19 protein-coding genes are annotated in these 18,635 nt (G+C 68.0%); 9 read left to right on the forward strand and 10 right to left on the reverse strand.

The features are described 5' to 3' along the window. Positions 1-47 precede the first annotated feature (47 nt). The 3 genes from GOPIP_RS20175 to GOPIP_RS20185 all read left to right on the forward strand — a co-directional run bounded on the left by GOPIP_RS20175 (position 48) and on the right by GOPIP_RS20185 (position 3,635). Positions 48-1,682 (forward strand): aldehyde dehydrogenase (NADP(+)), encoded by a 1,635-nt coding sequence (locus GOPIP_RS20175; RefSeq protein ID WP_006371637.1) that lies wholly within the window; start codon positions 48-50, stop codon positions 1,680-1,682. Between the two features lie 38 nt (positions 1,683-1,720). Then, positions 1,721-2,656 (forward strand): 5-dehydro-4-deoxyglucarate dehydratase, encoded by a 936-nt coding sequence (locus GOPIP_RS20180; protein ID WP_006371638.1) that lies wholly within the window; start codon positions 1,721-1,723, stop codon positions 2,654-2,656. A gap of 85 nt (positions 2,657-2,741) precedes the next feature. After that, positions 2,742-3,635, forward strand: coding sequence for a LysR family transcriptional regulator (locus tag GOPIP_RS20185; protein WP_006371639.1), 894 nt, complete (start codon positions 2,742-2,744; stop codon positions 3,633-3,635). Positions 3,636-3,651: 16 nt separating this feature from the next. Here GOPIP_RS20185 and GOPIP_RS20190 read toward each other — a convergent pair whose 3' ends face one another. Further along, positions 3,652-5,043 (reverse strand): enolase C-terminal domain-like protein, encoded by a 1,392-nt coding sequence (locus tag GOPIP_RS20190; protein ID WP_006371640.1) that lies wholly within the window; start codon positions 5,041-5,043, stop codon positions 3,652-3,654. Continuing rightward, complete coding sequence (locus tag GOPIP_RS20195; protein WP_006371641.1) at positions 5,040-6,455, reverse strand: MFS transporter; 1,416 nt, start codon at positions 6,453-6,455, stop codon at positions 5,040-5,042. The genes GOPIP_RS20190 and GOPIP_RS20195 overlap by 4 nt, the downstream gene beginning before the upstream one ends. Before the next feature lie 260 nt (positions 6,456-6,715). Between GOPIP_RS20195 and GOPIP_RS20200 the strand changes: the two genes are divergently transcribed. Continuing rightward, complete coding sequence (locus GOPIP_RS20200) at positions 6,716-7,693, forward strand: EamA family transporter (protein WP_006371642.1); 978 nt, start codon at positions 6,716-6,718, stop codon at positions 7,691-7,693. On the opposite strand, the gene GOPIP_RS20205 is transcribed toward GOPIP_RS20200, so the two are convergent. After that, entirely contained in the window at positions 7,632-8,687 is a 1,056-nt protein-coding gene (locus tag GOPIP_RS20205; RefSeq protein WP_006371643.1) for an alpha/beta hydrolase, read from the reverse strand. The two genes, GOPIP_RS20200 and GOPIP_RS20205, sit on opposite strands and share 62 nt — an antisense overlap. Before the next feature lie 65 nt (positions 8,688-8,752). Between GOPIP_RS20205 and GOPIP_RS20210 the strand changes: the two genes are divergently transcribed. The 3 genes from GOPIP_RS20210 to GOPIP_RS20220 all read left to right on the forward strand — a co-directional run bounded on the left by GOPIP_RS20210 (position 8,753) and on the right by GOPIP_RS20220 (position 11,440). Then, positions 8,753-10,045 carry a MurT ligase domain-containing protein gene (locus GOPIP_RS20210; protein ID WP_006371644.1) on the forward strand — a complete coding sequence of 431 codons (1,293 nt, stop codon included), beginning with the start codon at positions 8,753-8,755 and terminating at the stop codon, positions 10,043-10,045. Beyond that, complete coding sequence (locus GOPIP_RS20215; protein ID WP_006371645.1) at positions 10,042-10,761, forward strand: type 1 glutamine amidotransferase; 720 nt, start codon at positions 10,042-10,044, stop codon at positions 10,759-10,761. The genes GOPIP_RS20210 and GOPIP_RS20215 overlap by 4 nt, the downstream gene beginning before the upstream one ends. A gap of 229 nt (positions 10,762-10,990) precedes the next feature. After that, positions 10,991-11,440, forward strand: a complete 450-nt coding sequence (locus GOPIP_RS20220) for a GNAT family N-acetyltransferase (RefSeq protein ID WP_244421183.1) — start codon at positions 10,991-10,993, stop codon at positions 11,438-11,440. A 40-nt stretch (positions 11,441-11,480) separates the two neighbouring features. Here GOPIP_RS20220 and GOPIP_RS20225 read toward each other — a convergent pair whose 3' ends face one another. The 7 genes from GOPIP_RS20225 to GOPIP_RS20255 all read right to left on the reverse strand — a co-directional run bounded on the left by GOPIP_RS20225 (position 11,481) and on the right by GOPIP_RS20255 (position 15,756). Next, positions 11,481-12,224 (reverse strand): uracil-DNA glycosylase, encoded by a 744-nt coding sequence (locus GOPIP_RS20225; RefSeq protein ID WP_006371647.1) that lies wholly within the window; start codon positions 12,222-12,224, stop codon positions 11,481-11,483. 21 nt (positions 12,225-12,245) lie between these two features. Beyond that, positions 12,246-12,803, reverse strand: a complete 558-nt coding sequence (locus tag GOPIP_RS20230; protein WP_006371648.1) for a uridine kinase family protein — start codon at positions 12,801-12,803, stop codon at positions 12,246-12,248. Positions 12,804-12,805: 2 nt separating this feature from the next. After that, complete coding sequence (gene recR, locus GOPIP_RS20235) at positions 12,806-13,417, reverse strand: recombination mediator RecR (protein WP_006371649.1); 612 nt, start codon at positions 13,415-13,417, stop codon at positions 12,806-12,808. 14 nt (positions 13,418-13,431) lie between these two features. Then, positions 13,432-13,800 carry a YbaB/EbfC family nucleoid-associated protein gene (locus tag GOPIP_RS20240; RefSeq protein ID WP_006371650.1) on the reverse strand — a complete coding sequence of 123 codons (369 nt, stop codon included), beginning with the start codon at positions 13,798-13,800 and terminating at the stop codon, positions 13,432-13,434. 151 nt (positions 13,801-13,951) lie between these two features. Next, entirely contained in the window at positions 13,952-14,287 is a 336-nt protein-coding gene (locus GOPIP_RS20245) for a hypothetical protein (RefSeq protein ID WP_006371651.1), read from the reverse strand. 29 nt (positions 14,288-14,316) lie between these two features. Further along, positions 14,317-15,270, reverse strand: a complete 954-nt coding sequence (locus tag GOPIP_RS20250; RefSeq protein ID WP_006371652.1) for a pseudouridine synthase — start codon at positions 15,268-15,270, stop codon at positions 14,317-14,319. 9 nt (positions 15,271-15,279) lie between these two features. Beyond that, the gene (locus GOPIP_RS20255; RefSeq protein WP_006371653.1) at positions 15,280-15,756 is read right to left on the reverse strand and encodes an SRPBCC family protein; all 477 of its coding nucleotides are present in this window, start codon (positions 15,754-15,756) and stop codon (positions 15,280-15,282) included. Positions 15,757-15,840: 84 nt separating this feature from the next. Between GOPIP_RS20255 and GOPIP_RS20260 the strand changes: the two genes are divergently transcribed. Then, positions 15,841-17,247, forward strand: a complete 1,407-nt coding sequence (locus GOPIP_RS20260; protein WP_035728535.1) for an FAD-binding oxidoreductase — start codon at positions 15,841-15,843, stop codon at positions 17,245-17,247. Then, the gene (locus GOPIP_RS20265) at positions 17,244-18,566 is read left to right on the forward strand and encodes a class I SAM-dependent methyltransferase (protein WP_006371655.1); all 1,323 of its coding nucleotides are present in this window, start codon (positions 17,244-17,246) and stop codon (positions 18,564-18,566) included. The genes GOPIP_RS20260 and GOPIP_RS20265 overlap by 4 nt, the downstream gene beginning before the upstream one ends. The last annotated feature ends 69 nt before the right edge of the window (positions 18,567-18,635 follow it).

The following is an 18,635-nucleotide window of genomic DNA, read 5'->3' on the forward strand; positions in this document are numbered from 1 at the left end:
CCAAAGTGGTCTTGGACATGTATTGATCCGGGTCCTACCGTCGAGACATGGCCCCACAATCCACGATTGCACCCGAGTCCACGCCGACCGAGTCCACGCCGACCGAGTCCACGCTGACCGGCCAGATGATCATCGCGGGCGAACTCGTGACCGGCGGCGGGGCAACGATCAGTGCCATCGACCCGGCCACCGGCGAACACCTCGAGCCCAGCTACCGGTACGGCTCCGCCACCGACGTGACATCGGCCTCGATCGCGGCCGATGCCGCGTTCGACACCTACCGGAGCACCGGCGCCACCGAGCGCGCAGCCTTCCTGGAGCGGATCGCCGAACGACTCGACGCACTCACCGACGACCTCGTCGCCCGTGCCGGCAGCGAAACCGGGCTTCCTGCAGCGCGACTCACCGGCGAGGTCGCTCGAACCAGCGGCCAGCTCCGGTTGTTCGCCGACACCCTGCGCGAGGGCAGCTGGCAGGGCGCGCGGATCGATCCCGCCCTCCCCGGCCGCACGCCCTTGCCGCGAGCCGACATTCGACAGCGCAAGGTCGCACTGGGGCCCGTCGCCGTGTTCGGCGCCAGTAACTTTCCGCTCGCCTTCTCGGTGGCCGGTGGCGACACCGCCTCGGCGCTCGCCGCCGGATGCCCGGTGATCGTCAAGGCCCACGACGCGCACCCGGGCACCTCAGAACTCGTCGGCCGCGCCATCACCGACGCCGCACGCGACACCGGCATGCCGGCCGGGGTGTTCTCGCTGCTCTACGGCGACGGACCCGACCTCGGAATCGCCCTCGTCACCGACCCGCGTGTCCAGGCCGTCGGCTTCACCGGTTCCCGCGGCGCGGGCCTGGCGCTCGTCGCGGCCGCCCAGGGTCGCCCGCGCCCGATTCCGGTGTATGTGGAGATGAGTTCGATCAACCCGGTGTTCCCGCTCCCCGCCGCTCTCGCCACCCGCGCAGCCGATCTCGGCGCCGCATTCGTCGGCTCCCTGACCCTCGGTGCCGGCCAATTCTGCACCAACCCCGGAGTCGTGATCGCCGTCGACGGCCCCGACCTCGACACCTTCATCTCCGCCGCTGCCAGCGCCGTCGCCGCAACCTCTCCGGCCACGATGCTCAGTCCGGGGATCGCGGCCGGCTATCGTGCCGGCGTCGACGACCTCCGACGCGTTGCCACCGTCGAGGCGCGTGGCCTCGACACCGACTCGCCCCACGCGTGCCGTGCCGCGCTGTTCTCCACCGACGCCGACACCTTTCTCTCGTCGGAGTCCTTGCGCCAGGAGGTATTCGGGGCGTCGAGCATCGTGGTCAAGTGCCGCGACACCGCGCAGGTCGCCGAGGTGGCGGCCGGTCTCGACGGCCAGCTCACCGCGACCGTCCACGCCGACGACGCCGACCTCGAGGCGGCGCGCGCCCTGCTGCCGACCCTGGAGCGCACTGCGGGCCGAATCCTGTTCAACGGCTGGCCAACCGGCGTCGAGGTGGGCCACGCCATGGTTCACGGTGGGCCGTTCCCGGCGACGTCGGACGCACGGAGCACCTCGGTCGGCTCACGCGCCATCGAACGCTTCCTGCGGCCGGTCGCCTACCAGGACGTTCCCGCCGCACTGTTGCCCGGCGCGATCGCCGACGGCAACCCGCAGAACATCTGGCGGCGCATTGACGGCGCACTCACCCGCGACTGATTCCACACCGGTTTTCCCTTCACCACAAGGAGATTGACATGCTCGACGGCGTTCTGTTCTTTCCCGTCACCCCTTTCGACGCCGACGGCGAGGTCGACTACGACCGACTCGCCGAGCACGTCGAGCGCGGTGTCGCAGCCGGCCCCGGCGGGGTGTTCATCGCCTGCGGCACCGGCGAATTCCATGCTCTCGGACTCGCCGAGTTCACCCGGATCGTGCGGTGCGCCGTCGACGTCGTCGCCGGTCGGGTACCGGTGTTCGCCGGCACCGGTGGTTCCCTCGTGCAGGCCAAGGAATTCGCCGCCGCCGCGGCAGATCAGGGCGCCGACGGACTGCTGCTGCTGCCGCCGTACCTGGTGACGATGCCGCCGGCCGGACTGGTCGCCTACACCACACAGGTTGCGGCGCAGACGAATCTACCGGTGATCGTCTACAACCGGGCTAACGCCGTCTTCGATGAGCAGGCCGCCGTCGAGGTGGCCGCGCTGCCGACGGTCATCGGCCTCAAGGACGGCACCGGAGACCTCGACACCATGGCACGCATCGTGGGTGCGGTGACCGATTCACTCGTCGGCTCCGGCAAGGAGTTCCTGTTCTTCAACGGATTGCCGACCGCCGAGATCACCCAGCAGGCCTACCGCGCAATCGGCGTGACGCTGTACTCATCGGCGACCTTCGCCTTCGCCCCGGAACTGGCGTTGGCCTTCTACCACTCGCTGGAATCCGGTGACACCGCGCTCACCGACGATCTGCTGCGTACGTTCTTCCATCCGCTCGTCCGTCTGCGCAATCGCGTTCCCGGGTACGCGGTGTCGTTGGTGAAGGCAGGCGTCACGCTCGAGGGCATCCCCGCGGGGTCGGTGCGCGCACCTCTGGTCGATCCGAGCCCGGCTCATCTCGACGAGCTGGCAGCGATCACCGCAGCCGGGCGTGCCGCGCTCGCCGGGGCGATGGCGGCTGAGGTCGGCGCCTGACCCGGCCCGTGCCGATCGACGAACCCGTACCGTGATATCCGAATCGGGTATCACGGTACGGGTTTGTCATGTGGAGAGTGGATCAATGTTCGCGTTGTCGCGCCTGACGGGGTTCATCGCGGTCGCCGAGGAACTGCATTTCGGCCGGGCGGCCGAACGACTGCACATGACCCAGCCGCCGCTGAGCCGCCAGATCCAGCAACTCGAACACGAGCTCGGCGTGCAACTCATCGACCGCACCAGCCGCACCGTCACCCTGACCGCCGCCGGACACGCCTTCCTCCCCGAGGCACGCCGCATCGTCCGGCTCGCCGAGAGCGCCTCCCTGATGGTCAAGCGCATCCCGGCGGGCGACCTGGGCACCGTCATCGTCGGATTCACCGGGGCATCCGCTCATGCCGTCCTGCCACGACTCCTCGACACCGCCCGACGAGTGCTGCCCGACGTCAAGATCGTGCTCCGCGAGATGGTCACCGACGCCCAGATGGAAGCCCTGACCGGCGGCGAACTGGATCTGGGATTGGTCCGTCCGGGCCCGGGCAGGCCCGGTGTCAGCAGCAGGCCACTGCACCACGAACGCCTGATCGCCGCGCTGCCCGACGATCACGACCTCGCCGACGCCGACGAGCTGACCATCGAGGATTTCGACGGGCGTGAAGTGGTGATGTACTCCCCGGTCGACGCCCGCTACTTCCACGAATTGCTCATCAGCACGTTCACCGCGGTCGGTGCGACCCCTCGCCACGTGCAGTACGTGACGCAGATCCACACCATGCTGGTGCTCGTACGTTCAGGGCTCGGCATGGCGCTCGTACCCGAGTCGGCGGCCACGATGCGGCCCGAAGGAGTGGTGTTCCGACCGGTCACCGCCGTCCGCGAGCGGCCGGTTCGGTTACACGCGGCGTGGCGGTCGGACAACACCAACCCGGCGCTGGCGCGGATGCTCGCCGACGTCCTGCCCACGCAGGAATGGGACTAGCCGCGCCATATCGGATTCAGTTGCGGCACAGTGCGGGCCGCTTGCTGTCGAAGGTCCATCCGGGTATGAGGTACTGCATTCCGACGGCGTCGTCGCGCGCTCCGAGGCCCTCGCGGCGGTAGAGTTCGTGCGCCGCCTCGACCCGATCCATGTCGAGTTCGACGCCGAGCCCGGGCTTGTCACCGACGGTGAGAAATCCGTCGGTGATCGCATGGGGCTCGGTGGTGAGGCGCTGACCGTCCTGCCAGATCCAGTGGGTGTCGATCGCGGTGATGGTGCCGGGCGCGGCAGCGGCGACGTGGGTGAACATTGCCAGCGACACGTCGAAGTGGTTGTTGGAGTGCGATCCCCACGTCAGTCCCCACGCGTCGCACAGTTGTGCCACGCGGACCGAGCCGTTCATCGTCCAGAAGTGGGGGTCGGCGAGCGGGATGTCGACGGCTCCGGAGCGGATGGCGTGACCCAACTCCCGCCAGTCGGTCGCGATCATGTTGGTGGCGGTCGGTAAACCGGTGGCACGCTTGAACTCCGACATCACCTCACGGCCGGAGAACGATCCCTCGGGTCCCACCGGGTCCTCCGCGTAGGCCAGGACATCGGTGAGGTCACGGCAGATGTCGACGGCCTCCCGCAACAGCCAACCACCGTTGGGGTCCAGGGTGATTCGTGCGTCGGGAAAGCGTTCGTGCAGCGCGCGCACCGCGGCGGCCTCCTCGACCGGGGCGAGGACACCGCCCTTGAGTTTGAAATCGGCGAATCCGTATCGCGCGTGGGCGGCCTCGGCGAGGGCGACCACCGCCTCGGGTGTCAGCGCCTCCTGGTGACGCAGGCGCATCCAGTCGTCGGCGTCGGTCGGCTCGTCGGAAGGCGCGGCGTAGGGCAGGTCGGTCTTGGTGCGATCACCGACGAAGAACAGATATCCCAACGCCTGCACCCGATCTCGCTGTTGGCCGTCACCGAGCAGCGCCGCCACCGGAACGTCGAGGTACTGACCGAGCAGGTCGAGCAACGCCGATTCGATCGCGGTGACCGCGTGCACGGTGACCCGAAGATCGAAGGTCTGCGCTCCCCGGCCGCCGGCATCGCGTCCGGCGAAGGTCGTCCGGATGGCACCCAGCGTGGCGTGGTAGCGGCCGATCGACGATCCGATCACCAGCTCACGCGCGTCCTGCAGGGTACGACGGATGGCTTCGCCGCCGGGTACCTCGCCCACACCGACGCGGCCGTCGGAATCGGTGAGCACCACCAGGTTCCGGGTGAAGTACGGGGCGTGGGCGCCGCTGAGATTGAGCAGCATGCTGTCGCGTCCGGCAACCGGATAAACGGCCATCTCGGCGACGACGGGAGTGGTGTGGCTTGACATCGGGCGCTCCTTGGGCGACGGGGTGGCAGCGACGGCGGTGGTCATCGGTCCACACCGTGCGCGGTCTTGTTCTCCGCCGCGCGGGTGGCCACGGCGTTGGCGGCGGTGGGGGTCACCGCCGGCGTGTCGGTGAGGACGTCGGTATTCACCGAAGCCTCCGACTCGGGAGTCGGGCGGCGCAGGAAGAACACCAGGATCGCGGCGATGACCGAGGCGATGGCCAGACCGTAGAGACCCCAGGTGACCTGTCCGGTGGCCTGTTTGACCAGACCGAAGCCGAAGGGCGCGACGAAACCGCCCAGGTTGCCCAGGGAGTTGATGATCGCGATCGCCGGTGCGAGCACCATCGGGTGCAAGGTCGACTGTGGGATCGACCAGAACAACGGGCTCGCGCTCTTGAAGCCCATGGCGGCGATGCACAGGAACACCAGCGCCGGCCACGGGGAGACGACGGCTGCGGCGTAGGTGCCCACTGCGGCCACCAGCAACGCGATCACCAGCAGCGGGCGGCGATTGCCGGTGCGGTCCCCGATGCGCGAGGAGACATACATGGCCACGACCGCACAGATCCACGGCAGCGACGACAGCAGCCCGACGGTGACGTCGTTGGTGCCCTGGATACGTCGCACGATCGAGGGTAGCCAGAAGGTGTTGGCATAGATCGACAGCTGGATGGCGAAGTAGATGACGCAGAAGATGATGAGCTGCCGATCGGCCAGCATGCTCCACCGCGAGGTCTTGTGCGCCACACCCGAACCGGCCGCCTTGCGACGTTCCTCCTCGGCGATCGTCGACGAGAGCGCGTCGCGTTCTTCGGTGGACAGCCACTTCGCATCGGAGATGTGTGAGTTGAGCAAGAAGTAGGCGATGATGCCCACGACCACCGACAACGAACCCTCGATGAGGAACAGCCACTGCCACCCGTGCAGTCCGAGCAGCCCGTGCATCGACAACAGCGGCCCGGACACCGGGCCCGAAATAGCTGCGGCGAGAGACGAACCCGCCACGAACAGTGCTGTGGCGCGACCTCGGGAACTGTTGGGCAGCCACTTGGCGAGGTAGAAAATGACGGCGGGGAAGAATCCGGCCTCGGCGGCGCCGAGCAAGAAGCGCAGGATGTAGAACATCATCTCGTTCTGTACGAACATCATGGCCGCGGAGATGACACCCCAGCTGATCATGATGCGGGTCAACCAGATCCGCGCCCCGAACTTCTCCATCATCATGTTGCTGGGCAGTTCGAAGATGGCGTACGCGATGAAGAACACGCCGGCACCGAATCCGTAGGCGGCAGCACCGATCCCGACGTCGGTGTGCAGGTATTCGGCGGCGTACCCGATATTGGCGCGGTTGAGCTGATTACAGATCAGCATGACGATGAACAGCGGCACCACCCGCCGATAGAACTTGGCGACCGCGCGGTCAACCGCGGCGCCGTGGGTGCGAGTGAACGACATCGCCCACTCCTTTCCGATCTGGCAGCCGTCGGGGACGAAACCCTGCGCTGCGACCTATACAACCAGCGTGACCCTCAGTGAGTCACCTCACACGACAGACGCTAGAGGCCTGCGGCGATGCCTGTCCAACACCGATTACACATGGATTAATGCTTGATCAGCATCAGTCCTCGAGACTGCGCAGATACTGAAGTGATTCCGAACAGTCAATGCAAAAGAATTCGATTGTTCTTCATCGAAGTCGGCCCGACGATGGACTCATGACCACTCGCGATCGCCTGCTCGGCCTCACCGTCGTCGTCCTCTGGGGCCTCAACTTCATCGCCATCCGCGTCGGTCTCGACCACTTCCCGCCGTTCTTCTTCGCGGCTCTGCGGTTCGCGGTGATGGCCGTCCCGGTGGTGCTGTTCGTGAAGTTCCCGCGCGTGCAGATGCGATGGTTCCTGCTGTACGCAGTGGGCTTCGGGTTCGGGCAGTTCGCGTTCCTGTTCCTCGCCATGAACCTCGGGATGCCCACCGGGCTGGCCTCGTTGGTCCTGCAGACCTCGGCGCCGTTCACCGTGCTGCTGGGCGTGTTCTTCCTTCGTGAGCGGTTGGTGCCCGCGCAGATCGTCGGCATCGCGATCGCCGTCGCCGGGATCGTCGTCATCGGCGTCGACCGCGCCGGACATTCGTCGATCGGTGTGGGCATCGTCGTCCCGATGGTGCTGACCGTGCTGGCGGGCCTGTCGTGGGCGTTCGGCAACATCGGCAGCCGCCTGGCCCAACCCGACGACGCCCTGCGGATGACACTGTGGATGTCGGTGGTACCGCCGATCCCGTTCCTGGCGTTGAGCTTTGCCACCGAAGGCCCTCGCGCCGACCTGACGTCGTTGACGACGCTGGGGTCGTCGTCCGGGCTGATCGCGCTGGCCGGCCTCGCCTACGTCGTGCTGCTGGGCACCATCGCCGGGTCCGGGCTCTGGACGATGCTGATGAAGCGGTACGAGGCCAGCCGGGTCGCGCCGCTGTCGTTGCTGGTACCCGTGGTCGGGATCAGCGCCGCCTGGCTACTGCTCGGCGAGGTGCCGAGCGGGGTCGAGATCGCCGGTGCCGCACTGGTCATCGCCGGATGCGCCGCCGGGGTGTTGGCGGCGCCGCGGTCGAGGGTGCGGGCCGGCGCGGGGGCGACCTCTGTCAGAGCACCCCACGCACCACGTCGTGCATCCCCGAGACCGCTTGTCGGGCAGCGGGACTGAAGCCGAGCATGTTCACGAAGCCGTGGATCATGCCCGACTCGCGTTGCAACGAGGTACGCACTCCGGCGCCGGAGAGGGCGTCGGCGTAGGCGATGCCCTCGTCGCGCAACGGATCGAAGCCGGCGACCACCACATGGGCGGGCGGCAGTCCGGTGAGGTCGTCGGCGAGCAGCGGGGAGATCCGCGGATCACTGCGCGGCACGCCGGCCGGGACGTAGCGCTCGGTGAACCACTCGATGCGCTCGGCGGTGAGGAAGTAGCCGGTGGCGAACTCCTCCCGCGAACCTCCGGATCGCGTCATGTCGGTGACCGGGTACAGCAGCAGCTGCAGACGCGGCGTCACCTCCTCGCCGCGCACGAGTTGGGAGAGCACCGCGGCCAGGTTCCCGCCTGCGCTGTCGCCGGCGACGATGAGGCGATCGGTGTCGACACCCCAGCGCGGGGCCGCACTCACCGCGAAGCGCCACGCGGCCAGGGCGTCGTCGACGGCCGCCGGAAACGGATACTCGGGGGCGAGCCGGTACTCGACGGATAGGACGTCGACGCCGGTGTCGAGGGCCAGTCGCCGACAGTAGGCGTCGTGGGTGGCCCGACTCCCCAGCGAGAACCCACCACCGTGGAAGAACAGCACCAGCCCCGTCGAGGAGACCTCGGCGCGGTAGCGGGTGGCCGGCAGGTCGCCGCCCGGCCCGTCGATCACCAGATCCTCGACGACCGCCAGCGGCGGGGTCCGCTCGGCGGAGATGGCCGAATTCACCTCGAGGTTGTGGCGGGCGCGCTCGACGGTCGCGCCGCTCATGTCGCCGCCGGGCATGAGTCGCGTGGCGACACCGGCGGCCAACATCTCCGGGGCGATGTGCTCGCCGTCGGAGTTCACCGGACAGATCCGGGAGGCAACGCCCAGCAGACCCGGCGGCAGGTGTCCGCCGAGGCGCATCACCGAACGGACGGCGCGGAACGGAAGCGGAATCGTCAGCGTTGTGGCCCTACTCACGGCCGCGAGGGTACCCCGCCGAGGTCCGGCGGCACCGCCGACGCCCCTGTGCCAGACTCGTCCCCATGTCCGACCGAGTTCCGCTGCGCACCTCGCTGGCCCTGGCCGCCGCCGCGTCCGCCCGCTGGGCCTCCCGCACCGCCGGACGCGGCAAGGGCTCGATGATCGGCGGGCTGGTCGCCGAGAAGATCGACCCGCAGATCATGACCCGCCTGGCGGCCGGCAAGCGTACGGCGCTGATCACCGGTACCAACGGCAAGTCGACGACGACGCGGATGACCGCGGCGGCGCTCGCCGAACTCGGCGAGGTCGCCACCCAGGCCGACGGCGCCAACATGGACGCCGGGATCATCGCCACGCTCAGCCTGCAACGTTCGGCGCCGATCTGCGCACTCGAGGTCGACGAATTGCACGTCCCGCACGTCGCCGACGCCACCGATCCGGAGGTGGTGGTGATGCTGAATCTCTCGCGCGATCAGCTCGACCGGGTGGGGGAGATCAACATGATCGAACGCGCCCTGCGCGCCGGCATCGCCCGCCACCCCGACACGATCGTCGTCGCCAACTGCGATGACGTCCTGGTCACCTCCGCTGCCTTCGATGCGCCGAAGGTGGTGTGGGTGGCGGCCGGGTCGAGCTGGGTCGGCGACTCGGTGAGCTGTCCGCGCACCGGCGAACCCATCGCGCGTGCCACCGCCGACTCCAGCGACGGACCGTCGATACCACCCGGCGGTATCGACTGGTATTCGACCGGTGACGAGAACTTCCGGCGCCCCACCCCCGACTGGTGGGTCGACGACGACAACATCTACGGCCCCGACGGGTTCATCGCGCCGATGACGCTCGCTGTCCCGGGCCGCGCCAACCGCGGCAACGCGGCGCAGGCGGTCGCTGCGGCCGTCGCGATGGGCGCCGACCCGGCCGAGGCGGTGGCGGCGGTGCAGACCGTCGGCGAGGTCGCCGGACGCTACGGCATCCATCAGGTCGGCAACCACTCGGTGCGCACCCTGCTGGCCAAGAATCCGGCCGGCTGGCAGGAAGCGCTGTCGATGATCGACCACGACGCCGACGGACTGGTCATCGCCGTCAACGGCCAGGTCCCCGACGGTGAGGATCTCTCCTGGCTGTGGGATGTGCGGTTCGAGGCGTTCGAGACGATGACGGTGGTCGCCGCAGGCGAACGCGCCGCCGACCTGTCGGTGCGGCTGCTCTACGCGGGCGCCGAGCACACCACCATCGCCGACCCGATGAAGGCCATCGCCTCATGTCCCCCGGGACGCGTCGAGGTCCTGGCGAACTACACCGCCTTCCGCGATCTCGGCACCGCGATGGAACGCGTACGGGAGGAACGCAAATGAGCGACTCGACACTGCGCATCGGGCTGGTGCTCCCCGACGTGATGGGCACCTACGGTGACGGCGGGAACGCACTGGTGCTGCGGCAGCGGGCCCGGATGCGGGGCATCGACGCCGAGATCATCTCGATCACCCTCGACGACGAGGTCCCCGACTCACTCGACGTCTACACCCTCGGTGGCGCCGAGGATTACGCGCAGCGGCTGGCCACCCGGCACCTCACCCGCTATCCGGGGCTGCAGCGTGCGGCGGCAGCAGGCCGTCCGGTGCTGGCGATCTGCGCGGCCATCCAGGTCCTCGGCCACTGGTACGAGACGTCGGCGGGCGAACGCGTGGACGGCATCTCGCTGTTCGACCTCACCACCGCACCGCAGCAGACCCGCAGCATCGGCGAGCTCGTCACCGACCCGGTGTTGCCCGGACTCACCCAGCCGTTGTCGGGATTCGAAAACCATAGGGGCGGAAGTACTCTCGGGGCCGATGCCACCCCGCTCGGGCGGGTGCGTCACGGCGTCGGCAACGGCGTGGGCGACGGCACCGAGGGTGTGGTCGCCGGCTCGGTGATCGGCACCTACCTGCACGGCCCGGCGCTGGCGCGCAACCCTGAGCTAGCCGATTTTCTCCTCGCCCGGGCGATCGGGACCGATTCGCTTGCGCCGCTGGACCTCCCAGAGGTTAACCGGCTGCGCTCCGAGCGACTCGCCGCCGCCCGGCGCTGAGCCGTCGGCCGCACCCGGTCCGCGCCGATGCCAGAAGCGGGGCCGGCGGAACCGCGAGCAGCCCGACGCCCCGCACAGGGCGCAGTCGGTGCCCGCGCGCAGATGGTCGTGCGCCGACCGCGGATGACCGCACCGGCACACCTGATCACCACGCTGGGACATGGCCTCACCCTACGCCGCACGACGACGGCGGATGTCGGGAATCCGCAGCCCGACGTACTGTGTCGCCATGACCACGATCTCGCCCTGCAGCGCCGACGATCACGATGACTGGCTGCCACTCTGGGACGCCTATCTGCGCTTCTACGAGACCGACCTGGATCCCGAGATCACCGCAATCACGTTCCGGCGCATCGTCTCCGGTGACGGTATCCACGGTGCGATCGCACGTGACGACCAGCGTCGCGCCATCGGTCTGGTCCACTGGCTCGCCCATCCGTCGACCTGGAGCCGCACCGGCTACTGCTACCTCGAGGATCTGTTCGTCGCCCCCGACAGCCGCGGGTCCGGCGTCGGGCGCGCCCTGATCGACCACGTCTGCGACGCGGCACGCAACGCCGGACTCACGAAGGTCTACTGGCTGACCCAACAGCACAACGCCACTGCGCGAAGACTTTACGACGCCGTCGCCACCGACACCGGATTCGTGCACTACGAGATCGATCTCGACACCCACTGATCGACAGCCCACGTGACCGACGGCTCAGCCGACGGCCGGCTCACCCGAGAGTGCGGTCGCGCGCGGGCAATCCGGCGTACCGGGCGGCCTCGACGATCACCGCCCGCAGCATCGCCGGGGTGAGCCGCCCGGTGAACGTGTTGTGCTGGCTGACGTGATAGCTGGCGAACACCGTCAGCTCGGCGCCGTCGTCACGACGGATGACCGTACGCGCACCGTGGCCGAATTTCGGTCGGGGACGGTCGATCTGCCAGCCGAGTTCCTCGAACGTCCGCAGCCCCACCTGCCATCCGAAGCCGCCGAGCACCATCACCGAGCGCACCGTGGGCGCCAGGAGGTCCAGCTCGGCACGTAACCAGTGGGCGCATCGGTCGCGCTCGGTGGTGGTCGGCTTGTTCTGCGGCGGAGCGCAATGCACCGGGGCGGTCATGCGTACCCCGAACAGCTCAATCCCGTCGTCGGCGGAGACGACGGTCGGTTGCGAGGCGAGTCCGACGTCGTAGAGCGCGCGAAACAGCACGTCACCACTCTGGTCCCCGGTGAACATGCGGCCGGTGCGATTGGCGCCGTGCGCGGCCGGCGCGAGCCCGAGGATGAGCATGCGGGAGTCGCCGGGCCCGAACCCGGGGACGGGTCGTCCCCAATAGTCCCAGTCGGCGAAGGCGGCACGTTTCTCCCGCGCCACCTTCTCGCGCCACGCGACCAGACGAGGGCAGGCACGACAGTCGATCAGCGCAGCGTCGAGGTCGGCGAGATCGCGGTATCGGGATCGTCGTCGGGCCATGCGGTACTCACCGAGCCGAGCTCAGTCGAGGACCTTGCAGCGCTCGCGGGTGCGATCGACGGCAAACCAGCCGCGCTCGAACTGCTGCCATCGTTGCAGCAGGGGGCGCGAGGATTCACCGTCGCGGGCGACGGCGCGTTCGAGCCGCGCGTCGGCGTCGCCGCCGTCGAGCCACAGGGCGTGGCTGAGCCGGTCGGCGATGCGACGCCGCGCCGACGACACGCCCTCGATCACCAGCAGCGGCTCCCACCGCACCCACACCCGACCACCGAGCTGCGGCACACCGTCGACCCACTCCCGTGGCCGATAGCGGTAATCGTGCCGACGCACAAAGGCATGCAGCACATCGCTTTCCAGCTCCGGCCACCACGCGACCGGGTTGTCCCACGTGGCGAAGTCATCGGTGCGGACGAGCACCACCCCGGTACCGCGGGCCCGCAGGCGGGCGACGAGGGCGTCGGCGACGGTCGACTTACCCGCGCCGGACGGGCCGTCGATGGCGACGATCCCGGAGATCATCTCCGCGGCGAGGTCATCGAGCCGGGCGTCGAGATCGGTGGACAGGGTGGGCGCGGTCATCGTCATGCCAGGATGCGGCGGCCCGACAGCGCACGGCCGAGGGTGAGTTCGTCGGCGAACTCCAGGTCGCCGCCCATCGGCAGCCCCGACGCCAGACGCGTCACCGACAGCCCCGGGAAGTCCTTGAGCATCCGCAGCAGGTACGTCGCGGTGGCCTCGCCCTCGGTGTTGGGGTCGGTGGCCACGATGATCTCGGTGACGTCGGTGCCGTCGGCGGTGGTGGCGAGCCGTCGCAGCAACTCGCGGATGCGCAACTGGTCGGGGCCGATCCCCGACAGCGGGTCGAGTGCGCCGCCGAGGACGTGATAGCGGCCGTGGAACTCCTTGGTGCGCTCGATCGCGTGAACGTCCTTGGGTTCCTCGACGACGCAGATCTTGGTCGCGTCACGTCGGGCATCCGAGCAGATCCGACAGAGATTGTTGGCCGAGACGTTGCCGCATTCGGCGCAGAAGGTGACGTTGTCGCGGACCTGGATGAGAGCCGCGACCAGCCGGTCGATCTCCTTCTTCTCGCCGGCCAGCAGCGCGAACGCGATGCGCTGGGCACCCTTCGGGCCGAGCCCGGGTTGTTTGGCGAGCTCGTCGATCAGATCCTGGATGGGGCCCTCGTACATCGGTGCGTCGTACCTCAGCCCAGGCCGGGCAGTCCGCCACCGAGGCCTCCGGCGAGCGGTCCCATCTTCTCGCCGGCGAGTTCCTCGCGCTTGTTCGAGAGGTCGGCGAGTGCGCCGAGCAGCAGATCCTGGAGGGTCTCGACGTCGTCGGGGTCGACGACCTTGGGGTCGATGGTGACCGCGGTGATCTCACCGGTCCCGTTGCCGGTCACGGTCACCAGACCGTTGCCCGCGGTGCCGGTGACCTCGGTCGCCGCGATCTCGTTCTGTGCTTCGAGCAGCTTGGCCTGCATCTGCTGGGCCTGCTGCAGCAACCCGGCCATCGGGTTGTCGCCGCCGGCACCGCCGCCGAAGAGTGCGCTGGGATCGAAAGGTTGATTCACGGGCCCCAGGGTAGTCGGCGGTGCCGACGGGGCGCGCGTGCCGGGCCGGACCGGATCACGAATACAGATTCCACCGCAGCGAGCCGAAAACCCGAAAAGTCGGGTCGCCGACCCGCTCAGGTGGAATCTGTATTCGCCTCCCGCGCCGGACTCAGCGCAACAGACGCTCGACGTGGGCCACGATGTCGTCGACGGTGTCGTCGCCGACCGGGGTGATCTCGAAGGACAGCTCCTCGTCACCGAAGAGCCGGCTTGCACGAGGGGTGAGGGCGAACTCGAGGCGATTGTGCTCGATGCGACGCCATTGCCGGATCGCATCGTAGATCGGGGCGCTGGCACCGGTGGAGATGCAGTACCGGTCGCCCGCGCGGTCCCCGCCGACAAGTTCGCGTTGGATCTGGAAGCAGGCCATCGATTCGTCGTCGATGAACACCACGGCCTCGCATCCCAGGTCGGGGTGGCGTTCGTAGGAGGCGAGGATGGTCACGGGGACAGCGTAACCAGTTCCCGCGGTGGTCAGTGGTGACCCTCGGTGAGGGTGCGGCGGGTTTCGAATCGACGGTGCTGCCCGGTCAACGGATCGACGAACGACAAGCTGTGCGCGACGAGTCGAAGGGGCTCGGAGAAGTCCCCGTGCTCGGGGCGCCCGGCCACGTCGGGCCGGACCTCGGGGTAGAGCGGGTCGCCGACGATCGGCACGTCGAGCAGCGCCATGTGCAGGCGCAGCTGATGGGTGCGGCCGGTATGCGGGACCAGCCGATACACCGACCCGCTCGCGGTCTGCTCGATCTCGGTGATCTCACTGATCGCGTTCACCGGGCCGTCGACGACGCGTGCCCGCAGGTCACCGGCAGTTTTCTCGATCCGATTGCGGACCACCCGGGTGTCGGCGATCCCCGCTGCCGGGGCGAGCGCCCGATACTCCTTCTCGGCCCTGCGCTGCGCGAACAGGTCCTGGTAGGCCGAACGCACCTCGGGTCGCAGCGTGAACAGCAGCACGCCCGCGGTGAGGCGGTCGAGCCGATGTGCGGGGGCGACGAGATCGGTGCCGAGTGCGCGGCGTAACCGCACCAGCGCGGTCTGGGTGACATGCTGCCCGCGCGGCATCGTCGCGAGGAAATGCGGTTTGTCGACGACGACGATGTTCTCGTCGCGATACAGGATCGGCAGATCGAAGGGAATCGTGATCTCGTCGGGCAGGTCGCGATAGAGGTAGACCGACGTGTTGACACGCGCGGGCTGCTCGAGCGTCAGCGGCCGGCCCTCGGCGTCGACGATCTCTCCCCGCTGCGCACGATCGGCGAGGTCGGCGTCGGTCAGCTCCTGCAACGACGGCGTGGCCCGCAGACAGTCACCGACGGTCGATTCCGGCCCCGACCGCAACACCACACGAGTGGCGTCGACGCCATCGCGCGGCGGCAGCGGTGCCGGCCGTGCGCGACCGCGATGTCTCCCGGTCCGGCGGCCCACCGCGGCGGGCTACTTCTCCAGCCGCGTCTTGAGATTCGCGAGCAGGGCGGCCTGGATGCGGGCGAGTCCCTTGGGCGCGAAGGTCTTCTCGAAGAAGCCGCCGATGCCGCTGGCGTTGCTGTTCCAGGTGGTCGTGGTGGTGACCTTGCTGCCCGAGCCGGCCGGCGACACCTGATAGGTGGTCACCATCGACGAATTCTCGTCTTTCTCGGTGATCGTGGCTGCGGCGTTCGGCCCGCTCGCTGCGCTCCCGGCGCCGGGTGTCACGGAGACGGTGGCCTTGACGTCACGCTGGCGCTTGGAGGTCGCCTGCAGAATCCAGTGCACGACGGTGCCGTCGCCGTTGCCGCCGCTGATCACCTGGTAGTCGCGGTACTGCTCGGGCAGGATCGCCGGGCGGGTGTCGGCGTAGTCGGCGAGCGCGCCGATCACGGCATCCGGGGACGCGGCCACCTCTGTCGTTTGACTGGCGGAAATCTGACCCACTGACCCAACTCCTTCACGATGTACTGATTGGCGGGCGTGCTGCTCACGTCCTAGGCTAGCCAAGTGAGCTCGGCACAGATGGAGATGGGGGCAGCGGCATTCGATGAGGGTGTGGCCACCCTCCTGGCCAGCTACCGCGCCATCGGGCCGCAGGCCACGGTCCGTCTGGCGAAGAAGACCTCCAACCTCTTCCGGGCGCGGGCCAAGAACCCGCACCCCGGTCTCGACGTCTCCGGCCTCGACCGGGTGATCTCGGTCGACGCAGCCGCCAAGACCGCAGATGTCGCGGGGATGTGTACCTACGAGAACCTCGTCGCCGCGACGCTGCCGTACGGGTTGGCTCCCAAGGTCGTTCCGCAACTCAAGACGATCACCCTCGGCGGCGCGGTGACCGGACTGGGCATCGAGAGCACCTCGTTCCGCAACGGTCTGCCCCACGAGTCGGTCCTCGAGATCGACATCCTCACCGGTGACGGCGAGATCATCACCGCGACCCCCACCAACGATTATGCGGATCTCTTCTACGGATTCCCCAACTCGTATGGGACGCTCGGTTATTCGGTGCGGCTGCGAATCGAACTGGAAGAGGTCGCCCCGTACGTCGCGCTGCGGCATGTGCGGTTCACCGACCTGTCGGCGTTGCAAGAAACGATGGATGCGATCGTCACCGACAGGTCCTACGACGGCGAGCGGGTCGACTATCTCGACGGCACGGTGTTCAGCGCCGACGAGGCCTATCTGACGTTGGGTCGGCAGACCGATGAACCCGGCTCGGTCAGCGACTACACCGGGATGGACATCTATTACCGGTCCATTCAGCACGATTCGACGCGCACCCCCCAGCGCGATCGGCTGACCATCCACGACTATCTGTGGCGGTGGGACACCGACTGGTTCTGGTGTTCCCGGGCGTTCGGGGCGCAAGAGCCCCGCATCCGTCGGCTGTGGCCGAAAAGGTTGCTGCGCAGCAGTTTCTACTGGAAGCTGATCGGCTACGACCAGCGCTTCGACATCGCCGATCGTCTCAACAAGCGCAAGGGTCTACCCGCCAACGAGCGTGTCGTGCAGGATATCGAGGTGCCGATCGAGCACACCACCGACTACCTCGACTGGTTCTTGACCACCGTGCCGATCGAGCCGATTTGGTTGTGCCCGTTACGGCTTCGGGAGAAGGTCGGCGGTAGCGCACCCGACGCGAATCCGCGGCGGCCGTGGCCGCTGTACCCGCTGCAGCCCGACCGCACCTATGTCAACGTCGGCTTCTGGTCGGCGGTTCCGGTGACCCCCGGCGATCCTGGGCACACCAACAAACTGATCGAACGCAAGGTGGCCGAACTCGATGGCCACAAGTCTCTGTATTCGGAATCCTTCTACAGCCCTGAGGACTTCGATGAGCTCTACGGAGGCGAGCACTACCGACTGCTCAAGAAGCGGTACGACCCACGCGGCCGGCTGCTCGATCTCTATGCGAAAGCGGTGAAACGGCAATGACGACGTACAAGGACAGCGCACCGTCGAAAAACGATGCGCAGCATGCCAAGATGACCCTTGCCCAGGTGTTCGAGTCCATCGTGGGCGGCAATCTCAACATCCGCGTCACCGCCTACGACGGCAGTGCTGCCGGTCCCGAGGATGCCGAGTTCGGCCTGAACCTGGTGACGCCGCGCGGCACCACCTACCTGGTGACCGCCCCCGGTGACCTCGGATTGGCCCGCGCATACGTCTCCGGTGATCTGGAGCTGATCGGCGCCCACCCCGGCGACCCCTACGGCGCGCTGCAGGCCCTGGCCGCCGACCTCGAGTTCAAACGCCCCTCCCCACTGGTGCTGGCGCAGGTGGCGAGGTCGCTCGGTATCGAACACTTCAAGCCGATCGCACCGCCCCCGCAGGAAGCGCTGCCGCGCTGGCGTCGATTCGCCGAGGGATTGCGGCACAGCAAGGCCCGTGACGCCGAGGTCATCCACCACCACTACGACGTCTCGAACACCTTCTACGAGTGGGTACTCGGACCGTCGATGACCTATACCTGCGCGGTGTACCCCGACCTCGACGCATCGCTGGAAGCCGCCCAGGAGAACAAGTACCGGCTGATCTTCGACAAACTGCGACTCAAGGCCGGCGATCGGCTCCTCGACATCGGTTGTGGCTGGGGCGGAATGGTACGCTACGCCGCCCGCCGCGGGGTGCACGTACTCGGCGTGACACTCTCCGCCGAGCAGGCACAGTGGGCCCAGCAAGCCGTCATCGACGAGGGGCTGTCCGAGTTCGCCGAGGTCCGCCACAGCGACTACCGCGACGTCGCCGAGTCGGGATTCGACGCGGTGTCCTCGATCGGTTTGACCGAGCACATCGGCGTCCACAACTACCCGGCGTACTTCTCGTTCATGCGTGACAAGCTGCGCGACGGCGGAATGTTGTTGAACCACTGCATCACCCGTCCCGATAACGCCAAGAGTTCGCGGGCCGGGTCGTTCATCGACCGCTACGTCTTCCCCGACGGCGAGCTGACCGGATCGGGCAAGATCATCTCCAAACTGCAGGACATCGGCGGCGTCGAGGTGCTGCACGAGGAAGACTTCCGCTATCACTACGCGATGACGCTGCGTGACTGGAACCGCAACCTCGTCGAACACTGGGACGAGGCCGTCGAGGAGGTCGGTGAGGGCACCGCGCGCCTGTGGGGCCTCTACATGGCCGGCTGCCGCATCGGCTTCGAACGCAACATCGTTCAGCTACATCACGTCCTGGGCGTCAAGCTCGACGACAAGGGTCGTCACGAGCTGCCGCTGCGGCCGTGGTGGGACGCGTAGGGCGAGTACACCTGCAGCGCACCGGGTCTCGAGGTTCCTCGCCTTGCGGCTCGTCGCACCTCGACCATC

The sequence above is a fragment of the Gordonia polyisoprenivorans NBRC 16320 = JCM 10675 genome, from assembly GCF_000241325.1.
GTDB lineage: Bacteria > Actinomycetota > Actinomycetes > Mycobacteriales > Mycobacteriaceae > Gordonia > Gordonia polyisoprenivorans.